General features: G+C 53.6%; 15 protein-coding genes. 11 read left to right on the top strand and 4 right to left on the bottom strand.

What is annotated here, in order from left to right; translation table 11 throughout:
- Positions 1-28: 28 nt before the first annotated feature.
- On the bottom strand, positions 29-1,627 hold the full coding sequence (locus DVH26_RS31510) for an AraC family transcriptional regulator (RefSeq protein WP_239629267.1): 1,599 nt from the start codon (positions 1,625-1,627) through the stop codon (positions 29-31).
- 168 nt (positions 1,628-1,795) lie between these two features.
- Here DVH26_RS31510 and DVH26_RS31505 point away from each other — a divergent pair, with 168 nt between their 5' ends.
- The 4 genes from DVH26_RS31505 to DVH26_RS31490 all read left to right on the top strand — a co-directional run bounded on the left by DVH26_RS31505 (position 1,796) and on the right by DVH26_RS31490 (position 4,781).
- Complete coding sequence (locus DVH26_RS31505; protein WP_239629264.1) at positions 1,796-2,815, top strand: ABC transporter substrate-binding protein; 1,020 nt, start codon at positions 1,796-1,798, stop codon at positions 2,813-2,815.
- Positions 2,816-3,024: 209 nt separating this feature from the next.
- Positions 3,025-3,735: an AAA family ATPase gene (locus DVH26_RS31500; RefSeq protein WP_239629263.1), complete on the top strand. Its 711-nt coding sequence runs from the start codon at positions 3,025-3,027 to the stop codon at positions 3,733-3,735.
- Positions 3,736-3,864: 129 nt separating this feature from the next.
- A complete protein-coding gene (locus tag DVH26_RS31495; protein ID WP_239629262.1) occupies positions 3,865-4,377 on the top strand; it encodes a helix-turn-helix domain-containing protein in 513 nt (170 codons plus the stop codon).
- Positions 4,378-4,445: 68 nt separating this feature from the next.
- A complete protein-coding gene (locus tag DVH26_RS31490) occupies positions 4,446-4,781 on the top strand; it encodes a hypothetical protein (RefSeq protein WP_239629261.1) in 336 nt (111 codons plus the stop codon).
- A 57-nt stretch (positions 4,782-4,838) separates the two neighbouring features.
- Here the strand turns inward: DVH26_RS31490 and DVH26_RS31485 are convergent, their stop codons facing one another.
- Positions 4,839-5,204 (bottom strand): VOC family protein, encoded by a 366-nt coding sequence (locus DVH26_RS31485; protein WP_239629260.1) that lies wholly within the window; start codon positions 5,202-5,204, stop codon positions 4,839-4,841.
- 382 nt (positions 5,205-5,586) lie between these two features.
- Between DVH26_RS31485 and DVH26_RS31480 the strand changes: the two genes are divergently transcribed.
- The 4 genes from DVH26_RS31480 to DVH26_RS31465 all read left to right on the top strand — a co-directional run bounded on the left by DVH26_RS31480 (position 5,587) and on the right by DVH26_RS31465 (position 9,764).
- A complete protein-coding gene (locus tag DVH26_RS31480; RefSeq protein WP_239629259.1) occupies positions 5,587-7,047 on the top strand; it encodes a sulfatase family protein in 1,461 nt (486 codons plus the stop codon).
- 63 nt (positions 7,048-7,110) lie between these two features.
- Positions 7,111-7,872, top strand: a complete 762-nt coding sequence (locus DVH26_RS31475) for an ABC transporter permease (protein ID WP_239629258.1) — start codon at positions 7,111-7,113, stop codon at positions 7,870-7,872.
- Positions 7,848-8,675 (top strand): ABC transporter ATP-binding protein, encoded by an 828-nt coding sequence (locus DVH26_RS31470; protein ID WP_239629257.1) that lies wholly within the window; start codon positions 7,848-7,850, stop codon positions 8,673-8,675. Before DVH26_RS31475 ends, DVH26_RS31470 begins: the two co-directional genes overlap by 25 nt.
- A 27-nt stretch (positions 8,676-8,702) precedes the next feature.
- Positions 8,703-9,764 carry an ABC transporter substrate-binding protein gene (locus DVH26_RS31465; protein ID WP_239629256.1) on the top strand — a complete coding sequence of 354 codons (1,062 nt, stop codon included), beginning with the start codon at positions 8,703-8,705 and terminating at the stop codon, positions 9,762-9,764.
- A gap of 98 nt (positions 9,765-9,862) precedes the next feature.
- Here the strand turns inward: DVH26_RS31465 and DVH26_RS31460 are convergent, their stop codons facing one another.
- Both DVH26_RS31460 and DVH26_RS31455 read right to left on the bottom strand, forming a co-directional pair.
- Positions 9,863-10,366 carry a metal-dependent hydrolase gene (locus DVH26_RS31460; protein ID WP_239629255.1) on the bottom strand — a complete coding sequence of 168 codons (504 nt, stop codon included), beginning with the start codon at positions 10,364-10,366 and terminating at the stop codon, positions 9,863-9,865.
- Between the two features lie 141 nt (positions 10,367-10,507).
- Positions 10,508-12,553 carry a LuxR family transcriptional regulator gene (locus tag DVH26_RS31455; protein WP_239629254.1) on the bottom strand — a complete coding sequence of 682 codons (2,046 nt, stop codon included), beginning with the start codon at positions 12,551-12,553 and terminating at the stop codon, positions 10,508-10,510.
- Between the two features lie 196 nt (positions 12,554-12,749).
- On the opposite strand from DVH26_RS31455, the gene DVH26_RS31450 reads away from it, so the two are divergent.
- Genes DVH26_RS31450 through DVH26_RS31440 form a run of 3 tightly spaced genes read left to right on the top strand, consistent with a single transcriptional unit; the run spans position 12,750 to position 21,664 of the window.
- Positions 12,750-13,235: a VOC family protein gene (locus DVH26_RS31450; RefSeq protein WP_239629251.1), complete on the top strand. Its 486-nt coding sequence runs from the start codon at positions 12,750-12,752 to the stop codon at positions 13,233-13,235.
- 4 nt (positions 13,236-13,239) lie between these two features.
- The gene (locus DVH26_RS31445) at positions 13,240-13,446 is read left to right on the top strand and encodes a hypothetical protein (protein ID WP_239629248.1); all 207 of its coding nucleotides are present in this window, start codon (positions 13,240-13,242) and stop codon (positions 13,444-13,446) included.
- Between the two features lie 58 nt (positions 13,447-13,504).
- Entirely contained in the window at positions 13,505-21,664 is an 8,160-nt protein-coding gene (locus tag DVH26_RS31440; RefSeq protein ID WP_239629246.1) for an S-layer homology domain-containing protein, read from the top strand.
- Positions 21,665-21,820: the final 156 nt, after the last annotated feature.

The following is a 21,820-nucleotide window of genomic DNA, read 5'->3' as shown; positions in this document are numbered from 1 at the left end:
TTTTCCTTCTATTTATTGATAGCTGTTGTTAATTTCTAGCCGGATGAGGGGTTGCCAGCGCCTCCACAACCTGTTCAATAATGCGTCTGCGTCCCCCCGGGGTCCAGCTCATAATAAGCCAGTTCGGAACGAACAAGGGCCCCGGCTGCCGGGATGCAGGAGACAACGGAGTCTCGGGGATCAGCTGAAGCTTGGATACCAACGCTTCCGCTTCATTGCGATTCCCGAATGTGATAGTGAACAGCTGATCCGTTTCCACGGCAGTAAGCTCCTCCGGCTGCCATTCATCCCGCATTTTATTGCGCGGAACCGACCGGCCGGGCAGAAGCCCCAATTCCTTATAAATCAGCTCGTTCAGCGGATGATGGATCGTGCCTTGGATACGCAATAAGCCCGGTATGACCTGCATGATGGTGACGGTCTTCGTTCCGTTAGCGCGATTCAATCGGTTGCGAGCTTCATCTATGCTCTCGTCGAGCTGATGAAACGTTTGTATCGCTTCGCGTTCACGCCCTACGAGCTCGGCAATTTTCAAGTGGGTCGCGCGCCAGTCGAGAGTGTGCTCCAAAATGACGGTTGGAGCTATTTGCTTGAACTCATCGTAATACGCGAGATGAGCGTAATCGCCGATAATCAGATCCGGTGCGGCCAGCCTCAGCTGCTCCAGCTGGGCAAGTATTCGCAGACCGTGCTCGGCTTCGCCTATACCAGGATATTTGTAGCAATCAACGGCGGCGACCGCCTCCAGGCCCATCGACGACAGGTTATCTTGCAAGCCCCAGCGCGAGGCAATCGCGACTTTCAATCGCTCTCTTTTGATAAACAGCGTTGGGGGGAGACCGACGAACTCCTTGAATATCCGGCTGAAATAATATTCGCTGCTGTAGCCGACAGCGGAAGCGACGTCCTTCACTGTGCTTCCGGGTGACAGCAGAAGCTTGGCATGATCAATGCGGATCCGGTTTAGAAAATCGGTCGGAGACAGCCCTGTTTTTCGCTTGAAGCTGCGGCAAAAAGCATTGGGAGTCAGCTTGGCGATGTCGGCCAGCGTGTTTCTCGTTATTTTCTCATGAAAATAATGCCTCATGTAGGCAATGCAACGATCGATTCCGGCATCATCGGCACGGCTTGCTTCCTGCTTGGCCGCCAGATCGCGGATTATGAAATCTATCAACGACTGGAGCTGTCTGTCCGGATCGGCGGGCCATGTACCAGACCGTAAGGTAAGCGAGTCGTAAAGCTCCTCGATTCTCCGGTGAGCTTGTTTGCCGTCGCCAATAGGCACGTGGCCTCGGGACAGTAACGGGTGGAGTTCTGCGGAACCGGCAACCTGCCAATATCCTTTTCGTTTAATGGCGGTCCGGGCGTCGATCACAATAAGATAATACTCCAGGCTGCCGCTTTTTGCCGCAGCTTCGACGAATGTGCCGGGCGGCAGGTAAAAGAGCTGCAATGGCCCAATGGAATGGACCGATTCATTTAGGGTAAGCACTCCGGTGCCTTGGACAACAAAACAAAGCATAGGAACGGGGATTCTCCGGCGTACGGTTACCGGTTTTCTGCTGCGGTATTTCCGAATGGATGACAGCAGATACAGGGTATGGGGGATGGTTCTTGTACGGTTCATAGCCACTTCCTTCAACTCCGCTCTTGGAATACCTCCGGATATAATGGGGTTCAGGTAGTATCGTTTAACAAAACGGATACTCCAGAGCATGGACGATCGATCTGCCATGCCATACACTATTTAAATGATAACAATTATCATTATCAAAAAAAAGGGGAGAGAAGCAAGATGTTTAGAAAAACAACATTTCCAGTGGTGGCTATCCTGCTGTCGCTGGCATTGATTTTATCCGCATGCGGATCGGGAGGAGCATCGAACACAGTACCGGTGGCAGGCAGTGAGAAAACGGGCGGAGCGGCCGCTGCGGGGGCTCAAAATCAGCAGGCGAAGCAGCCGGAAGCGAGCAAGCCGTACACGGTAAAGCATGCCATGGGAGAAACAACGGTTAAGGGCGACCCCAAGCGGGTTGTCGTTCTGGGCAACGATGCGGTTGAAGCCGCGCTGGCGCTTGGTATCAAACCGGTCGGTATGGTTAAAGCATGGGGTGTCCAGCCTATGTATGATCATTTGAAAGACAAACTGGACGGAGTGCAGATCGTCGGCGATGAGAACCAGCCGAACATGGAGGCAATCGTTGCTTTGAAGCCCGATTTGATCATCGGAATCAAGCTGCGTCAGGAGAAAATATATGACCAATTATCTGCTATTGCTCCGACGATTTTCTCGGAAAGAACGAACTCGGACTCATTAATCAATTTTAAACTGTATGCGGAAGCTTTGAACAAGAAGGAAGAAGGGGACAAGAAGCTTGCCGAGTTTGACAAGCATGTTAAAGAGCTGCAGCAAAAGCTGGGAGACAAGGTCAATACGAAGGTCTCCCTCGTCCGGTTCTACGTGGCAGACAAGGTTCGCGTCTACTATCAAGATACGTTTGCCGGAGGCATTTTGAAGAAAGTCGGCTTGAAGCGACCTGCTGCACAGGATAAAGAGACGTTCGCCGATATCATCAGCAGGGAACGGATGCCGGAGCTGGATGGCGATATTATGTTCTATTTCACGCTGGAGGACGAAAAGGGAGAAACGACGAAGAACGAGAAGCTGTGGCAGGAAGATCCGTTGTGGAAAAACCTGGACGTTGTGAAAAAAGGCAAGACGATCAAGGTCAACGACGGCATTTGGAATTCATCCGGCGGTATTTTGTCGGCCCATTTGCTGCTTGACGATTTGGAAAAGTATTTGCTCAAATAGTCCAATCCTGCTGACTTGCGGCCCGTATCCCGAATCAATGATTCCGGATGCGGGCTTTTTGGTATAGAAGGCAGCAGCGCTTCGGGAAGGAGGGAGAAAGGTGCAGGCTTGGCTCTTACCCTCATTCAATGTATAATATAAGGAAACATATGTTCTTAAACCGTTGTTATTGAAGTCGATCTATGCTTACCTAAAGAGGTGAATGAACCATGTTTCTGCGCAGTGTTTCCATTCTAAGAGATCAATTCCCTGACGTTAGAAAATATCCTTTCTCGATACCAGCATTGCGCGATGCGGAGAAGATTGCGTTTAACGGCAACGTCACTTTTTTCGTTGGCGAGAACGGCTCCGGCAAGTCTACCATTCTGGAAGCGATCGCCTACCAATGCGGATTCAATACAGCGGGGGGAGGAAGGAACAATAGCTACGAGGTGGACGCTTCCCGATCCTCGTTAGGGGATTATATCAGGCTGTCGTGGATGCCAAAAATCACGAACGGATTTTTCCTGCGTGCCGAAACGTTTTATCATTTTGCCTCCCACCTGGACGAAATTCCGGATAGCTTGCAATATTACGGCGGTAAATCTCTGCATAAGCAGTCTCATGGAGAAGCATTTTTATCTTTATTTCAGCACCGGTTCGGCAAAAAGGCGATTTACTTGTTGGACGAGCCGGAGGCCGCGCTCTCTCCCGCACGCCAGTTGGCGCTTATGCGCATTATGAAGGATCTGGAGAAGGAAGCGCAATTTATTGTCGCGACGCATTCTCCCCTATTGCTTGGCTATCCGAATGCCCAAATCGTCAACTTCGATACCGCCCCGATCGGTGAAATTGCTTATGAAGATACACTGCATTATATTGTGACGCGTCGGTTTTTGGAGAACAGGAAAGCGGTTTTGGAGGAATTGTTCCGGGATTAATACGGCCCTTTATCCCGCTATTACAGGCTTGCCGCACATGGGAAGCTCCGATTATTCGGTATACGCTTACTGCCTTGAGGGCTTTCGGCTTTTACAGAGATTCCCGTCAAACCGCTCGTTGACCGGATCGTGCCGTTATCGCACTTGCTCGGGGCAGAGCAGGTACAGCTTCTGGAGGAGCGGCTGGCGCACGCAAATCTGGATGAAGCGGTGGGCGTGCTCCAGACTTACTTGCATTCCATCCTTCGGCCTTCGGCTATCGGTAACCCCATGATCCCCATCTTATCGAAGCTGTATTACGAGCCTATGCAATATAGCATCCATAAAGCGATTGAGGAAAGCGGTTATTCCCAAAGGCAATTCGAACGAATATGCTCTGAGCTCATCGGGATGTCCGGCAAAAGACTTCACAAAATTACCCGGTTCAATAAGGCGCGGCTGCGGATTTTGTTCCATCCGGACGTTGACCTTCACCAATGCATGCTTGATTTAGGCTATTACGATTATGCTCATTTCTCCAAAGAGTTCAAGCTTTGCCTGGGAGTTACTCCTTCGGAATTCCAGAAATGGATGCTCAAGCAGCACGATGTGCTGAAGCCATCGGGGCCGATTATCCTTTTGGACGACGGATACCATGTATAATCCTCGTTGAGATAGGGACAATAGTACAGGTTCACAAATTCCGCAGGATTTCAAGGAGGCACTTATCCATGCACCAGGTTATTCAACAGCTTCAGCATTGCCAGCAAACGATTGGGCAGCTGATTCAGCAAACACAGCAGGCAAGTCAGAATTATGAGCAAATGCTTCGCCAAGAGCAGCAAAATGCTCAACAGCTTGAGATGCTGGCTCAGCGTGAGCGTCAAGCGTCCCAGATGATCCAAATGACGCTCCAAGGCCATCAGACGGCCATTCAGCGCATGCAGGAATGTTTGCAAATGTGCGCGCAAATGGAGCAATCGGTCCGTCAGCAGCAAGCAAACATGGCATTCCAGAACCAGAACCAAGCCTACTCCGCATATAACCGCGGTGCAATGTACCAGTAGAATGCGAAGCCCTCTTCTTGATGAAGAGGGCTTTTTGTCGAAAGGGCTGTTGGCGATTTATTTATGCTGACGGAGGCCGAATACATTGCCGTCGTTATCTTTAAATTGAGCGAAAATACCGAAGCCGAGCTCCTTAGGCTCCTCGATCTCTACACCTTTCGCTTTCAGCTTGGCGTAAGCGGCCTGAATGTCGTCGGTTTGAAAGACGATGCCCAAGGTTTGCGCTCCTGCTTCAGGCATCATGGATTTCGGATAAATCGTGATGCAGCTTTCCGCGCCCGGAGGAGACAGCTCCATCCAGAACGCATGGGGTCCCATTGGAATTTTCTTTTGGATTTCGAAGCCTACTTGCTCGACCCAGAATGCTTCGGCTTTTTCCTGATCGTCTACATATACGGATACGGTCGCTATTTTGTTGAACATATCGATTCCTCCTTTTGTTTTGCTGCAGCAATCTATTTATAGCATAAGGCGATTCGGTCCTGCATGTAAAAAAAAGACATCCTTAATAAGCATGTCACGAATTTAATGTTTCTATAAGGTTTCGTTCATGTCGCTTTAAGAAACGGGCGTTATTATAATACTCGACCCCCTTAATATAGATTGCGGTACGCGAACCGAATAGGCGCGCATCGCAGCGCTGCATGGCAGGCCGACTGGAGACCAAGCTCCAGTCGGCCTGTTTGCGTTGACAAGGGCTAGGCCAAAAGGTTTGAAAATAGTTCAACCTTTTGAGCGGCTCATTTCTCTCCTATAATAGCAATAAATCCAACAACGATAGAGTGAGCAGGAGGTCAACGACACTATGAGAATCATTTATTTGGATATCGATTCGCTTCGTCCCGATCATATGGGCTGCTACGGATATAACCGGAATACGACGCCCAACATTGATTCCATCGCAAGCAAAGGCGTGCGCTTCAACAGCTGCTACTGCGCATCGTCACCGTGCGTTCCGTCCCGGGCCAGCTTCGTATCCGGACGCTTCGGCATCAACCATGGAGCCTTGACCCATTGGGGACCCGGCGGCGAATTTCAATATCCCGAGGGGGACGGCCACAGCAGAGAGGTTCCTTTTTTCACAAGGTATTTACGTGAAGCTGGAATGAAGACGGTTACATTCTCGTCGTTCGGTGACAGGCACCATGCCTGGTGGTATTTTGCCGGCTGGAACGAAGTGCATACCCATTCGCTGAAGGAGGGCAACGAGAACGCCGACGAGGTGAACGATGCCGTCATCCCTTGGCTGAAGCAGCACGGCAAGGAAGACAATTACTTTTTGCATATTCAATACTGGGATCCTCACACGTTCTATACGTATCCGATCGAATATATGGAGCAGTGGAAGGACACTCCGGTCAAACCGTTCCCGGATGAAGCGGCGATTGCTTCGCAGCAGAAGGACAGCTTCCCGCGGTCGGCGACGTTCCTGCATTGGGGAGACAGCTATCCGGCCACGATGCCGGGACGCATTTCCAACAGGGATGATTTCAAGCACGCGGTAGACGGATACGACGGCGGCATCAGCTATATGGACCGGCACGTCGGCCAGCTGCTCGACACGCTGCGCGAGCTGGGCATCGAAGACGAGATATGCTTCGTCATTAGCGCGGATCACGGGGAATCGATGGGCGAGCAGGGCATCTACATCGAGCATGCCAGCGCTACCGAAGCGGTCCATCATCTTCCGCTGATCATGACCGTACCCGGTATGACACAGCAGGGGCAAGCCATCGACGGATTCGTCTACAATGTCGACGTCATCGCGACGATCGCCGAGCTCGCAGGCCTTGAAGTACCGTCCGGCTGGGACGGCAAGTCGTTCCTGCCGGCGCTGAGAGGAGAGCATTGGGAGGGCCGTGACTACCTCGTCATGGATCATGCTTTGTACGTATGCCAGCGCGCGGTTCGGGATGCCCGGTGGTATTTTATCCGCACCTATCACCCGGGTCTATACCTGCACTTTGACGAAGTGACCTTGTACGACATGGAGAACGATCCGAATCAGACGGTCAATGTGGCGGACCAATACCCTGACATCGTGAAGGAAATGGACCACCGTCTCACCCAATGGCAGCATGAGCAAGCGCGCAAGCCGGGCTATAAGGTAGACCCGATGCAAAAAGTGATCGAAACGGGGCCTTGGAAATATTTGAGCGCGGAGGACTGGATTCGCCGATTGGACCGCAAAGGGTGGAGTGAAGCCGCCGATCAGCTGCGCCGCACGTATTCCAAAGAAGCTTTGCAGCCCGCTTATGACGGATAAGATCGGCAGCAAGAAAGCAAACCCCATACAAGTCATAATCCGTAAAGAAGGAGGCTGTTCCCTTTGAAAAAAATTCCGAATGGATTACTAACTGTCATTTCCATCATCGTCGGGATTGCACTATGGTATGTGTTGTCGGCCATACCGGCCGTAGGAGCGATAATTACGAATCCGACCATCGTAGTCGGCACGCTGATCGAAGAAGTGTCCAGCGGCCGCATGTGGACGAATATCGGGGCCAGCCTGTTCCGCGTGCTCGGAGGCTTTTCGCTTGGGCTGATCGTAGCGATCCCCGTAGCCTTTCTTATGGGCTGGTACAGCGTCATCCGATCCGTGGTCGAGCCTTGGATCCAATTTTTCCGCACGATTCCTCCTATTGCGCTTATTCCGCTTGTTATCGTAGCGCAGGGCGTAGGGGAATCCGCCAAGGTGACGGTCATTTTCGTATCGACGTTTCTCGTTATGGTTATCTCGATTTTTCAGGGCGTACGCAATGTCGACCCGACGCTGATCCGCGCCTCCCGCGTTCTTGGAGCAAGAGACAGAGACATCTTTTTCGAGGTTATCGTACCGGCTTCGTTTCCATACATTCTGGTCGGCGTTCGGCTCGGTTTGGCCGCGGCGTGGACGACATTGGTAGCTGCAGAGCTGACGGGAGCGAGCAAAGGACTCGGCAACATGATCATGGAGGCCAGTCTTTACTTCCGGATGGAAGTCGTCATTCTTGGTATTATCGTGATCGGTATTATCGGATTAGCAATGGATAAATTCGTTCTCTTCTTGGAAAGGAGGCTGACGGGATGGCAGGAAGTACGCAACGCCTAGAAGCAGCACAAGCCATGGAAGCCGTGAAACAGCCCAAAATCGAAATCGCCGGCTTGTCCAAAATTTATAAAGGCCGCAATGGGGACGTCACCGCGCTGCAAAACACGGATTTGACCATTAATCAAAACGAATTCGTCTGCGTCGTAGGCCCGAGCGGCTGCGGCAAAACGACACTGCTCAACATTATTGCGGGCCTGGAGGATAAGACCTCCGGATCGGTGAAGGTGGACGGCGTCGAGGTGAAGGGTCCGGGGAAGGAACGCGGAGTCGTATTCCAGCAGTATGCGCTGTTTCCATGGAAAACGGTATTGAAAAACGTCGAGTTCGGCTTGAAGCTGCGCGGCTTAAGCAAGCAGGAGCGCAAGGAGACGGCAGAGCGGTATTTGGAAATCGTCGGGCTTAAGGATTTCGCGAACGCTTACCCGAAGGAGCTGTCGGGCGGGATGAAGCAGCGCGTGGCGATTGCCCGTGCCTACGCGGTGCAGCCTGCGGTGCTTCTGATGGATGAGCCGTTCGGAGCGCTGGATGCCCAAACCCGCGCCCAGCTGCAGGAGGAGCTGCTCAAAACATGGCAGACCGAGAAAAAGACCTGCTTTTTCATCACGCACGATGTGGAAGAAGCGGTGATCCTGGCGCAGAGGGTGATCATTATGAGCGCCCGGCCCGGCCGGATCAAGGAAATTATCGACGTCGACATTCCTTATCCGAGAGATCAGGCGACGAAGCTGGATGAGCGGTTCGTCCGCATCAAGAACGAAATCTGGTCGAAGGTGTATCGGGAATACCTGGAAGTGGCAAAATAATCGCACGTATAAAAGGAGAGGGTCTTTATGTTGTTGAAACGTAAATCAACATTCCGGTTGTCCGTTCTTGCCGCCGTACTTGGTACGGTCATGGCGGTTTCAGCGTGCTCCCCGGGAGGCGGAGGCAATGCTTCTTCCCCGGCTCAAGCTCCCGAGCCGAATAAGCCGGCGGGCAAGACGCCAACGATTAACGTCGCCTACATGCCTGATATGAACGGAGCGACGCCGATCGTTATCGGCGAAGAGAAGGGCTTCTTCAAGGAAGCCGGCATCAACGTCAATGCGGTCAAATTTTTGAGCGGCCCTCCGGAATTCCAGGCCATGGCTTCGGGCGACATCGATATTGCCTACATCGGTCCTGGAGCTACATTCCTCGCGGCGCAAGGCAAAGGGCACATCATTAACATTGTCAGCCTGGGCAAAAGCGACATGGTGTTCGCAACGAAAAAGTCGGGAATCAAGACATGGGCCGACTTGAAAGGAAAAACCGTAGGCGTGCCTAAAGGGACGTCCGGGGAGATGGTGCTCAACCTAGGCTTGGAGAAAGGCGGCCTGAAGCCGAGCGATGTGAACATCGTCAACATGGACGTAGCCGGCGCGGTTTCCGCTTATGTAGCCAATAAAGTCGACGCGGTGGCGATCTGGTCTCCGTATACGCTCGAGATCGAGAAGCAGGTCGGCAAAGAAAATATGGTGAAGCTGGGCGATAACAGCGACTTTTTCCCGGAATATATATTCCCGGCGAGCTGGGTAGTCAATCCGAAGTTTTTGCAGGAGAAGCCGGATTTGGTGGAGAAATTTCTGAAAGCGATTGCCAAGACGACCGACTACAAGCTGCAAAATAAAGAGGAAGCGATTAAAATGACGGCCGCCTATACGCAGGTGCCGGAGGAATCGTTGAAGCTGCAGCTGGATTCGCTCGAATGGCTCGACAATAAAAAAATCGCCGATGCGTTCAAGGACGGCACGGCGAAGAAATGGTACGAGAATTTGGAAAAGCTGTTCGTACAAAACGGTAATCTGAAGGAAGTTATTCCGGCGGACAAATTCCTGATGACCGATCCATTTATTAAAGCGACGGCGAAATAATCTTTGGCCCGAAGCCAGCCATGAACGGAAAAAAGAATAAGCCTAGCCGATAGGAGCCATGGACTCTTGTCGGCTAGGCTTATTTTTCGTTCCAAGCTTCAAAACCAGTCCATCCACAAGCTGCGCACCGGAAGCCAGATGCAAACGCAGAGGAGCACGAAGCAGAACAAAGCTTCCGTCTTCGATCCGGTATCGATGGCTACAAATTTGGGGAGCAGGCGGACTTTTTTGCGAATGGGCCAGAAGAGCGCTACTCCTTGCTCGTTGAGCAGGTCGATGAGCGGATGGGAGGCGTATGCCAGCACAAAGGTCCAATAATACAGCTCTGGTATCGGCGAGGCTGCCATCGCGATCAATGCCATGAAAATAATGGAATGAGTCAGCGTGCGGTGATGAATTTTCAATAGTTTGAGCAAAGCGGACAGCGGGAAAAACAATTTGGCCATGACGGAGCCGGGCTTATCGATATCCGCAAGCGGTCCGGCAAAGCAGCCGAGCAGCAGCGCTCCCGCCGTCTCCCACGACCATAAAGGGACGTCGTAATACAGAAGGACGCATTCGGCCGCCAGTACGCCCGCAGTGCTGTGTGTTCGTTGAAGCATGATGAGAAACCTCCGGTTCTTCTAAGATGCCATTACGACATAAGTACATATGTTCGCGTAAGAAATAACTTTCTTAGAATACCACAAACCGGCTGCTTATGCATCCATCTGAAGCCTTAAGTTTCGGCGGTGTCCAGGCTGTCAATCCAGCAGCTTCTTGAGCAGCTGGGTACGATTCGTCGCCTGCAGCTTGCCGAGCATCGATTTCATATGCTTTTTCACGGTCACTTCGCTAATGTAGAGAGCCGCCGCAATTTCCACATTCGTATATCCCTTTTCCAAAAGCTTGGCGACCTCCTTCTCGCGAACGGTCAGATCGTTCCGTTTCAGAATCGGATCTTCATCCGGCTCCGGGGCAGGCGGATCGTCATGGAGCAGATCGCTATGCCGTATAATGCTTTGCTGGCCGGTTAGCTTCAGCATTCTATGAATATAGCTGACGATCCGCTCGTCCTGCATATCGATTACGAACGTATTGGTTTGCGTCACGCCGTCATAATTTCGGTGGCTGCCGTGATGTGCCGTTTCGAAGCCGAGGCTTTTATGAGCTTCTATGAAATAAGGAAACGGAGCGGGAGATTCTACAATAAATTCGCCTGTAAAAATCAACGAATGCAGCAAATGGCCGATGGCTGTCTGCTGAGCTGCATCCCCGAAATCGACGGTGTCTATCGTTTCGATAAACCAGCCAGCCCGTGTATACGCAGGAACGGACAGCCGCTTGTGCAGGTCCGGCGGCAAGCTGCCGAAATAGGCCGACGACCTGGGAGCCTGCTGCAAATAAGGCAAGGTCCTGCTGTTGATCGGAATGATGACAGCGAGCCCGATCATCTCGCCCGCCGCATCCCTCATCGTCCGTACAACGTCATATCCCAAGCCGAACAGCGCGTCAAAATCGAGTGATTGAACGGTAAAGCGCGATTCCGCTGCCGATATGAAAAATTCAAAAACCCGGTTCGTATAAGGATCGAATAGCTCGATCCGGGTATCCTTGGCTGTTTCTTGCCGCCTGCGGACATAAGCCTCCAGCTCCTCTTTATATCCAACGCCTGCCGTTTCAAAATGTCTCGGAGACAGCTCGAACCAGTTCATGAACGCCCGGATCAGAGCATCGCCGATGTAATACATCAATTCAACGGCTTCCCGCGCATTCGGAGACTGGCTGCCCGTGTCGACAAGCCTATCATAATAATATTGCAAGGCCTTGCTTTTAATTGCCTCATATACCGAAGGGGTTCTGGAAAGAAGCTCTCTTTGGATCGCATCCCTCATTAATGCATGCACGGTCCATCCCCGGTCTGCTTTGCGGATAAAGGAGAATCGGATTAATTGATAAAACTCCGAAGCAGTGATCTCCCGTCCCATGACGAACGACAAGCTTTCCTGATTAAAATGCCGGAGAACGGAAGCGGCCTCGACAAAAGGTCGCATATAATCTCCCGGTACCTCCCGGAGCCATTGATTCACAAGATAAGGCAGCGTACTCTCGTCACCCGGAATCGCTTCCTTGGAACCGGACTGGCTCAGAATGAAGGTAACCAGCGACATGGTCAAAGGATGGCCGCTCGAGTAGCGCCAAATGCGCTCGACGCTATCGCGGTCACTCACGTGGCTGTATTCCGCATAACGCTCCACCGACGGGTAGTCGAGATCGGTCAACGGCATGCGCAGGATAAGCTGCCTCCAGGCAGGGGACAAATACCACGGTTCGGTAAGCGGGTATCTGCCGGCTATGACGATCAGAATATGGGGATCCAGCTGCTTGAGAAAAAAGTCGCGCAGCCATTGGTCCATACTTTCCATCCGCTCGTATACATCGATCTGCAAAAGAATCCGCTGCGACGAAGCCAGCTTGTTAAGAAACTGTACGCATGCGTTGGGGAGCTGCGATTCGTCCGTACGGTCGCTGCCGTCATACCTTAGCGCATCGAGAATATGCCCGCAAAACGCTTGCGGAGTTTTGACGAAGCCGTCGCTGTCTATCGTTACACATTGGCCTTCCCTTGCGCGAGCCTGTCTTTGAAATTCGTCAAGAAGAAAGCTTTTGCCGATCCCTGCCGTTCCGTATAGGTTCACTATTTTTGTAGAGCGGGCGGAATCGTTCCATACCTCAAGAAAGGCCGTCAGCTCCTGCTTACGCCCCACCAGCAATCGGCTCTCCAGCTCCTCGAGCCTTGTGTCTTCCATAGTTATCACCCGCCTGGACTATTTTCGATGGAAAAATCCGTTATTTTCCTATTTTAACTTGTTTCCGTGCGGGATGATATACCGATTATTGGCCGAGGGGTATCCCTTCGTATACCACATTTGTATCTGTTGGGATACTTATACGCCAATTGGCGAAATGGTACTCTTAGATGGAAATTAAAGGAGGCAGGAACGGATGAACGATGACCGACATTTTCGCTTGGGCAGTGCTGCACTATACGCCCGAGACAGAGAGAGGCTGATAACTTTTTATCAAACGATGTTCGATATGAAGCTCGTAGGGTCGGATGAGTCTTGGGAAACATCGCTGCTGGCATTCGAACGGAACGCGGTACATTATGACTTAAGCATTGTCGGCGATCCCCGTTCTGTCCAAATGGGGGTCTACGCGAGCTCGCTCGCTGTGCTGAAGGAGCTCTGGCACAAGGTGAATGCGCGGGGCATTCCGATACGCGGTCCCTATAGGGGCTCCCACGGAGTATCGATTCAGTTCAACGACCCGGAAGGAAACCGGATCGAGGTTACCTGGCCGGATGAATTTACGGACCAGGCGCTTGGCCCGTACGCGCCGGAACCTGCTGTGGAATGGTCATGGCTAGGAGAAGGAAGACCGAATAACAGCTATGAATTGCAGCAGCGGCGTTTTGAAGGAGGACGTTAAATCCATGAAGGAGCTCATCGAGGTCAGTAAGAGCATCAAGCTTTCGATTGCATGTTTCTTGGCGGTTTGCGTGATCGCAGTCTTACCATCCGTTTTTGCAGCATATCATAGAGACGGCGATCAAGCCCATCATTGCCGCTGTATGGATAAAGAGCTCGACCGCGCGCCATGGTTCGTGCTTATCCGTTCGCATCGGCTGTATTCATCGTAAGAGCCGGATAAGTGCAGCGAAGCGGAAATCAATTTTTGGTAGAAAGAGTGATATCGTCGTGAAACGAGCAACCCTTTTTGTAGTCATTATGAGTTTATTATGGGGATTGATTACACCGGCCTTGGATGCGAACGGAACGGCAGCTTCTGCAGATACGATGCCGAGGTCTATTCAAGACGGCATGGAAGGAGTTGGACGAACGGTTACAAGACAAGTGGCGCAGCTGAGCACGGACGGTGCTGCGGTCAGCCAATCGGTATACAATCCGAAGCAGCTAGCAGCACCTGTCTTATCACTGGACCCTCCTGTATTGGAGCCGCTGCCGGAGCTGACCAAGCAGCCTTTTGTTGAAGTGAAGGGCTCGGCCAAGCTGAATGCTGCGGTGACCGTACAGCTCAGCTTCAACGGAGGACCATATTTCGATGCCGGCTCCACGGTCGTTACCGGTGTATATGGGGCGGCAACAGGTCCGTTCACTGTACCGGTTTCGCTTGCCTCGGAAGGAACCTATTCGATTGCTGCGACAGCCAAGCTGGACGGTGTGAACAGCGACAAATCCAATATAGAGCGGGTAGAGGTAGATCGTACCGCTCCGGCTTACCCATACGAGCTCTCTTGGACGAATCCGTCGTACGATCGAATCGAGCTGGAATGGAAGCCGCCTACCGTATTGAATCCGGACGGATCAGGCACCTATATCCCGGACCCGGATCTGGATCATTACCTGGTGGTCAAGGACGGTAAATCCGTTAAAGAAACGAAGCTTCCTTATCATTTGGAGACGGATGTTCCAGAAATGACTTATGTCGACTACGAAATATATTCCGTCGATAAAGCGGGAAACCAGTCGGAAGGCTACTATCATCAGCTTACGGCGAGCTTTCAAAAAAATACATCCTTAATCGCAAGCTCAACGGACACTGCGGAAGGCAGAGAATGGTTCTGGGATTCGGTCATCAGCCGTGACGGCCTATCCGCAGCGTTCAGATCGGCTAAGCGGGATTTGGAAACGCCGGGCTCGCCGCCGCCGGATGCAGCCGATTACAGTCTTTACTTCCACCGGATGGATACCGGCAAGACGATCCGGATCGGTGATGCCCCGGACATGTATGATGCATACGGAGTCATTAACCTGAGTGCGGACGGCCGTTATGCTGTTTATTCATCTCGCAGGGACGACAGCGGGAAAAGCGAGCTGGTCTTGTACGATACGGCCTCGCGAATCCGCGTGCCGCTGGTTCACATGAACGGCTCAGCCAATGAGATAGCGTTGAGCGACGATGCGAATTGGGTCGCCTTTTCCTCTGATTCGGCAGACATTGTGAGCGGTGACACCAACGGGCAGTCGGATGTGTTCGTATACAACCGGGCGACGAAAGAGACGAAGCGGATCAGCGCCGGACCGGGAGAGCAGCAGGCGAATGCCGCCAGCGGTCAGCCTGCCTTAAGCGGGGACGGGAAGTACGTCGCCTTCACGTCGGATGCGACGAATTTGATTCCGGGCGGACACGACCGGACGCTTAGCCGCTTATTCCTGTACAACATAGATACCGGTGTATTGGAGCACATTCCGGTAGTGGACGGAGACAATACGGAGAGACGGGCGTGGCTGCCGAATTTGTCTCGAGACGGAAGCTTGCTGGCTTATACCGCCAACTATGAGTCCGAAGAAAGCCGCGTGACCGTCTTGGACCGCCGCTCCGGGACTCACCGCATCGCAGCCGACTTTCCTTCCAGCTTGAGCATATCGCTGGAGAAGCCTAGACTAAGCGCGGACGGACGGTACGTCGTTGTAGATTACAACAATTACGATCCGTTCGGCAGCTCCTCCTCACCGCCGTTTAACTCTCATGCCGGGGTTGTGCGCATCGATCTGAAAACAGGCGAGTTCAAGCCGATAGGCAACAGAGCCCGAAAGTCGGCCTCCTCGGATATTGGCGCGAACGGCAACCAGGCTTTATACATTCAGGACGGCGCGGCTGTGTATTCCGTATGCTTCGAGTCGTGCGGTCAGACGGCGCCTGGAGGCGACATCCAGAAAGCGGCCTGGCATACGGAGCAGACCGTTCACGGCCAGCCGTTTCCAGGCAGCGACATCATGCTGTATGCCTACGGAACCGCCGGTCAGCAATTAAGGGTCGTTGTCGGCTACAAGGACCGGTCCGGTGGCGCACAAACGGCGACGGTCGATTTAACCGCAGATACCGGGTCGGGTACGGTATATAGCGGCTCCTTCGTCATACCGGCTGAGGCGACGGAACTCACATCGGTCAGAGCCGTCAGCAAGACGGATCCTTCGGTGTATAAAGATGCCGCCTCATTGCCTGTGCCCGTGGCAGGAAAGCTGAACGTGAAGGTTCAGGCTCGGCCGGAATACGAACCGTTTCTTCGCGGCGCCAACATCGTCTTATGGAGCGAAGCCGCCCGGCAAGGCAACAGCGCCAAGCTCAAGGACGGAATGGACGTCGTCATTGGGCTCGGAGCGGCCTCCGATTATACGCTCCGCGTCATTGATACGAAAGGAAATCTGCTGCTTCAGCAAAACGGAATTGTCATAGAAAGAGGGAAGGAAAGCGCCCTTATGGTGGATGCCCTGCCTTCGGCTGAGCTGGCTGTAACCGTGAAGAGCGAAGACGACGGTGCAGTCATCGGCCAGGCGAAGGTACAACTGCTTGACCGCAACGGCTCCATACTGAGCGCGGTCCAGACGAATTTTAAAGGCGAGGCCAAGTTTACGGGAAGCTTTTTGACCGGTGACGAGGTTAAGCTTCGTGTAACCGCCTATTCGCCGTACTTGAATCCTTCGGAAGATACGCTGCAGCTGCAGCCGGGCCTTAATACGAAGCCTTTTTCCCTGGAAAAAGAAACATTCGGCAATGTGGAAGGAACCGTGACCGATCCGGATGGAAAGCCTGTTGCAGGGGTTCGTGTCGTGCTCACGGAGCCTATGGGCGGACGCAGGGTGAAAGATACGGTAACCGACGGTCAGGGACGGTACAGCTTGCGAACGAATGCAAGCACGTATTGGCTCCAAGCCGAGAAGATACTTCCACCTCTGCTGTCGACAGAAAAGCCGGTTACTGTCAAAATGCTGCCGGGTCAGACGGTTACGGCAGATTTGCAGGTAATCCCCCAAGGGCCCGGCAGGATCGAGCTGGTCACTTTAATGAAGCCCGTGGACGGGGATTGGCAAAAGATCGAAATGCCGGACTGGAGATCGGCTGTTCATTATGGGCTTACTGTCAAGGGGGGCTCACCAAGCTTTCGCTATAATACAAACGGAGTGACGGATAATCTGCTTCCTGTTGTCGGTGCTCCCGGTGAGCAAGTGACCGTATGCATGGACGGTACGGAGGCAGGCCTCCAATCCGCATGCACGGAGGTTACGCTGGACGAATACCGCAGCGGCACTGCCGAGCTTAGGCTGGAGGAGAAAGGAAGAATTACAGGGAGAATCGCAGGCGAAACGAATTACTCCGGATTCTACGCCTATGCCAATACCATTAACGGGCAGCGGGTCGGTTACTTCCGCGGGTCCACAGTCGATAGCAGCGGCCGCTTCTCCATCTCCCTTCCGCAAAGCGGGAAGGTGGAGCTGCTGATCAACTTGGAAACTTGGCCGACCAATAGAGGCCGCAGCAGCTACTCGAAATTCGTAGACGTGGCGGAAGGCCAGTTGCTGGATCTCGGCGATATCCTGATGCCTTCAGGTGAGCTGTTCTACGGCAAGCCGGATAACGGGCTGAACGTGCTGGAAATGACGGCGGCGCCGGGAAGCACCGTAACATTAAGGGGCAGCTACAAGCTTCCTTATACGAATCGCGTGTCTTTGGCAGGAGGATACCTCGGCATTGAAGTGCCGGCGGGAACGGAGCTGGTGCCGGGCAGCGTGATGCTGAAAGGCGTTCCGGTGGAGCCGGTACCCGGGAGTGAAGGCTCCGGCATGTGGAAGGTGCCAATCGGCACAATCACCGCCAGAGAATTGGTGGCGTTCAGCTACAGGCTGAAGCTGGATCCGAATGCTTCTAACGATGTGATGGCGCGTGTCCATATCGGCTATGACGACGCTCAAGGAGTGAAGCAGGAGCTTCTAGGCATCTCGTGGATTCGGCTGGAGCAGCTTACCCTCGAGGCGCCCAAGCGGACTACGGAGCATACGATCAAAGTAAGCGGCCGCGCTCCCGCAGGTCAGACGGTGTCTGTATACGCCGATGACCAGCTGGTCGGCCAAACGCAATCGACGCCGGGCGGTCTCTGGTATTCGAGCGTTACGCTGCCGCCCAAGCCGGAAAAGGGCGTATGGAGCAAAGGATCGTCGACCTATGTGCTTAGAGCTCAGGCTCAAGCCGAAGCGGGTACCGCAGGGAACACTGCACCTTCGAAGACGGCTGCTGTGACGGTGGACTCCGGTTATACAGCGATCAAAAACATCGTCATGCGCCAGCCGGAAGGCAGCCGGGTATCTATCAATCCTGCGGAAGGCGTAGCCCGTTTTCCATTCGTTATCGTACCTTCCATGCCGATCTTTTTCGAACTGGAGTCTAACGCTCCCGAGCTCATAACGAATGTTAAAGTTCGACTGGGCGATGTGGAGATACCGGCCTTCTACAATAAAGAGGACGGCAAATTCCATGCCATGATGCAGCCTGTTTCTTATATGGGCTCCGGGCTTTACGTAACGTATGACGAGAAGCCGAAAGCGTTTGAGAAAGGACCCGTTCCTACGGAAGAGGATTGGAAGGCCGAGCAAGCCAGAATGACGGATGTTTGGCGGAATGCCGCGTATGAGCTGCTGGATGAGCAATCGGGTGAACAGCCGTTCACGGATGAAGTGACGCCGGCAGACGACGGTTTCGTTCATTCTCCGACCCTGAAAATCAAATATAATATGGATGGAAAAGAAGAGCTGGGGTATTTCCGTTTGTCGGCCAAGGCGGCATCAGGCAACTTCGGCGGCGGGAAAAAGTACCGGGATGTGAAAACGCGGGTTAATGAAGAAGCGGGCATTATCGAGATGGAAGCTACGATAGACGCATCCCTGCTGATGGGAGACGCAGCGGCTCCTATCCGGGCGCTTCTTGGACCGGCGGCTGCCGCGGAAGCCGGAGGCATTACGGTCAAAAGCACGTTTAGGGTCGGCGGCGCCTTATTCAATTTGAGCAAGTATGTGACGGACGGCTTGGATTTTGCCGAATATGCCGATCAGCTGATCGAATTTCAGGATTATGTTATTGCTACGGAATGCCATTCGCCGACCGTCAATCATTATCTTCGCCAAACCGAAAGACTGTTCAACCAGGCTAAACGCAATCTTATCGTCAAAAACGCAACGACCGGTCTGGCTCTGGTGGCAGGTACCTTAACCCTTGTTATTCCGCCTGTAGGCGGAGTGATTATTGGCGGAGTGTTGGGCGTGATGGGCTATATAGCGAAAAGCAGCTGGCAGGATGAGCTGGATAAGCTGAAGGCCGATTTCGAGAAGGAGAAGCAATGGCGTGACGATATGGCCGAAGCGGGCGCGATCGATCGCTGCGACAAGAAGGATGACGATGATGACGATGATAAAGACGATCATGACGATAACCGTCCCGGCGACGATGATAAAGTCGCAGATCCTGCGTGGATCTATGATCCGAGCGGCTACGTGTATGAGACCTTGCCCGAGAACCGGTTGGAGGGCGTAACGACTACCATTCTGAAGAAGAACGATGAGAACGGCGCGTGGGAGCTGTGGGATTCCGATTGGTACGGCCAATCGAACCCGCTCGTTACCGATGGGCAAGGGAAATATGGCTGGGATGTACCCGAAGGCAAATGGCAGGTGCTGTATGAAAAAGACGGCTACCTTCCGGCTCGAAGTCCCGAATTGACTGTGCTGCCCCCTCATCTGGATGTGAATATTCCGATGAAGTCGCTGGAGCCGCCGCGCGTGACTGTCGCCGATGCCGTATATGGCACCGGAGTTCGAGTAAGGTTCAGCAAATATATGCTGGCCGACTCTCTGACCAAGGACTCGATCATCGTAGAAACAACCGATGGCGAACGTATCGAAGGAACTGTTGAGCCTGCAGGGGCCGTTAAGGATGCGGAAAATCAGCTTGTTTCCCGGCAGTTCCGATGGATCCCTTCCGGTGTGGTTACCGCAGGCAAGGAATATAAAGTGACGGTAGCCGGATGGGTAAACAGCTACGCCAAAGTATCCATGGAGCAGGATTACTCCGCTACGGTGACTATGAAGCCGAGCGGTACTCCTTCGGCTGAAGCAGCCGAGCAGCTTAAGACGACGGCGGGCCGCAAGCAGCTCGGTGTTCATTGGAAAGGCATGGAGAGTCTCGATGCCGGCAAACTGAAGCTGTATTGGCGTGTGAAAGGCAGCAGTGCTGCCTACGCCGGACCGGTAGAGCTGGACAGCGGACAAAACGAATACTTGCTAGGCGGGCTGCTGCCCGGCACCACGTATGAATTGAAGCTGGCTGCTGCGTCAGCAGACGGTACAGCGGAATCGGCTGGTATTACTGCCGAGGGTACAACGATTCAGGAGGACCCGCTCATCGTGGATACGACCCCGGCGGCCGAGGTTGCACAAGCGGCGGTTCAGCCGGGAACATCCGCACTTACTGTGAGCTGGACCGACCCGGGAGACGCCGATTTGCGCAATGTCCTCGTCTCGTGGAAAAAGCGGACGGATGTGCGCTACGGCAAGCCTGTCGATGTGGATCCGGGCGTCGGCACGCTGCGCATCGATGGACTGGAGTCATCGACAGAGTATCAAGTGCGCATCATGACGTCGGACCGAATCTCGAACCTGTCGCAAGGAATTACGCTGGATGCGAGAACCAAGGGGACGGAACCCGAGCCCGATCGCACGCCGCCGCAAGAGGTGAGCTCACCTTCTGTGAATTATGCGACTAGCGAAGGCTTTACCGTAAAATGGACCGATCCGGCGGACGCCGATTTGAAGGAAATTCGTATCTCCGTGAAAAAACAGGGAGAAGCGTTCGGAACGGACATCGCGGTACCGAAAGGAACGTATCAGTATAGCTTTACAGGACTTCAAGCCGATACAGGCTACCAGGTTCGACTGGTGACCGCGGACTTGAGCGGCAACCTATCGGCAGGCGTTGCGGTAGACGCACGCACTGCGGCCAAGAGCAGGGGCCGTGGCGGCGGCGGCGGAGGAACGACAGTCCCTCCAGTGGAACAGGGACCGGCTGCGAACGTGGTGGAGCTTAGTCCGAAGGCCGGGGAATGGAGCGGATACGAGCAGCGGATCCGTTTCCGGTACGAAGAGGGGACATTCCCGGCAGGCAGCCGGATGAATGTGCACAAGGTCGAGACCGGCCCAGAGCCGGCCGGCTATGAAGCTTACAGCGAAGCGTTCCGACTTCAGCTTGAGTCGGGAACAATGGGCAAACCGCTGCAGCTTTCCTTGCACTATGATCCGGTGAAGCATGCGGATTTCGATGTACGCAAGCTGGGTATCTACCGGAAGGAAGAGTCAGGTATCTCCGGCGGCTGGACGTACATCGGCGGCATAGCCAATTCCGCTGAAGGCATGATCACAGCAAGAGTGGCGCAGCCCGGAACGTACGCTGTCATGGCCTACGGGCGGCCCTTCGCGGACCTGAGAGAGCACTGGTCCCGCAGGGACGTGCAGGTGCTGATCTCAAGGCATCTGATCGACGGCATGACGGAGCAAACGTTCGAACCGGAGCAGCCTATGACGAGAGCGCAGTTTACGAAGCTGCTGGTGGAGATGACGGCGAGCCGTGAAGCCGTTGCCGGAAATGGAACGGGCGTCAAGCTCGCGCCATTGACGGAAGCGCCGTTTAGCGATGTCGATGCGCAGGCTTGGTATGCGCCGTACATCGCATGGGCGAAGCAGAAGGGACTGGTGGAAGGCTCGGACGGCTTGTTCCGTCCCGACGATGTGCTGACGCGGCAGGAGCTCGCAGCGCTTATCGTCAGGGCGCTCGGACTGGAAGCGCAAGCCCAGTCCGAAGCAAAGGCGCTTGCCGAGGCCGGTGCTGTCCCGGGCTTTGCGGACGGTGCAGCCATCGCCACATGGGCGGCAGGCTATGTAGAGACAGCTCGCAAACAGGGGCTGATGGACGGCGTGGCTGAAGGAAGGTTCGCACCGGAGCTTACCGCAAGCAGAGCTCAGGGAGCTGTATTGATTCTCCGCGCCATGGAACGGCTTGGGTTAGTAGGCAAGTAGAAGTAGTGAAACCGTCAGGGATATGATGTCCCTGGCGGTTTTTTATTTGGAGAGGAGCAGGGGAGAGTATACACTAACCGGGCGGATAGGCTGCATAGTACACAGTTCTAGGGAGCGGGTTAGCTTTTGATGGGACTAGGCCCTTAACTATGATCG

This window comes from Paenibacillus sp. H1-7 (assembly GCF_022354825.1).
Taxonomy (GTDB): Bacteria; Bacillota; Bacilli; order Paenibacillales; family NBRC-103111; genus Paenibacillus_S.
The sequence above is the reverse complement of the archived record's forward strand: the minus strand, read 5'-3'. Positions and strand labels throughout refer to the sequence as shown.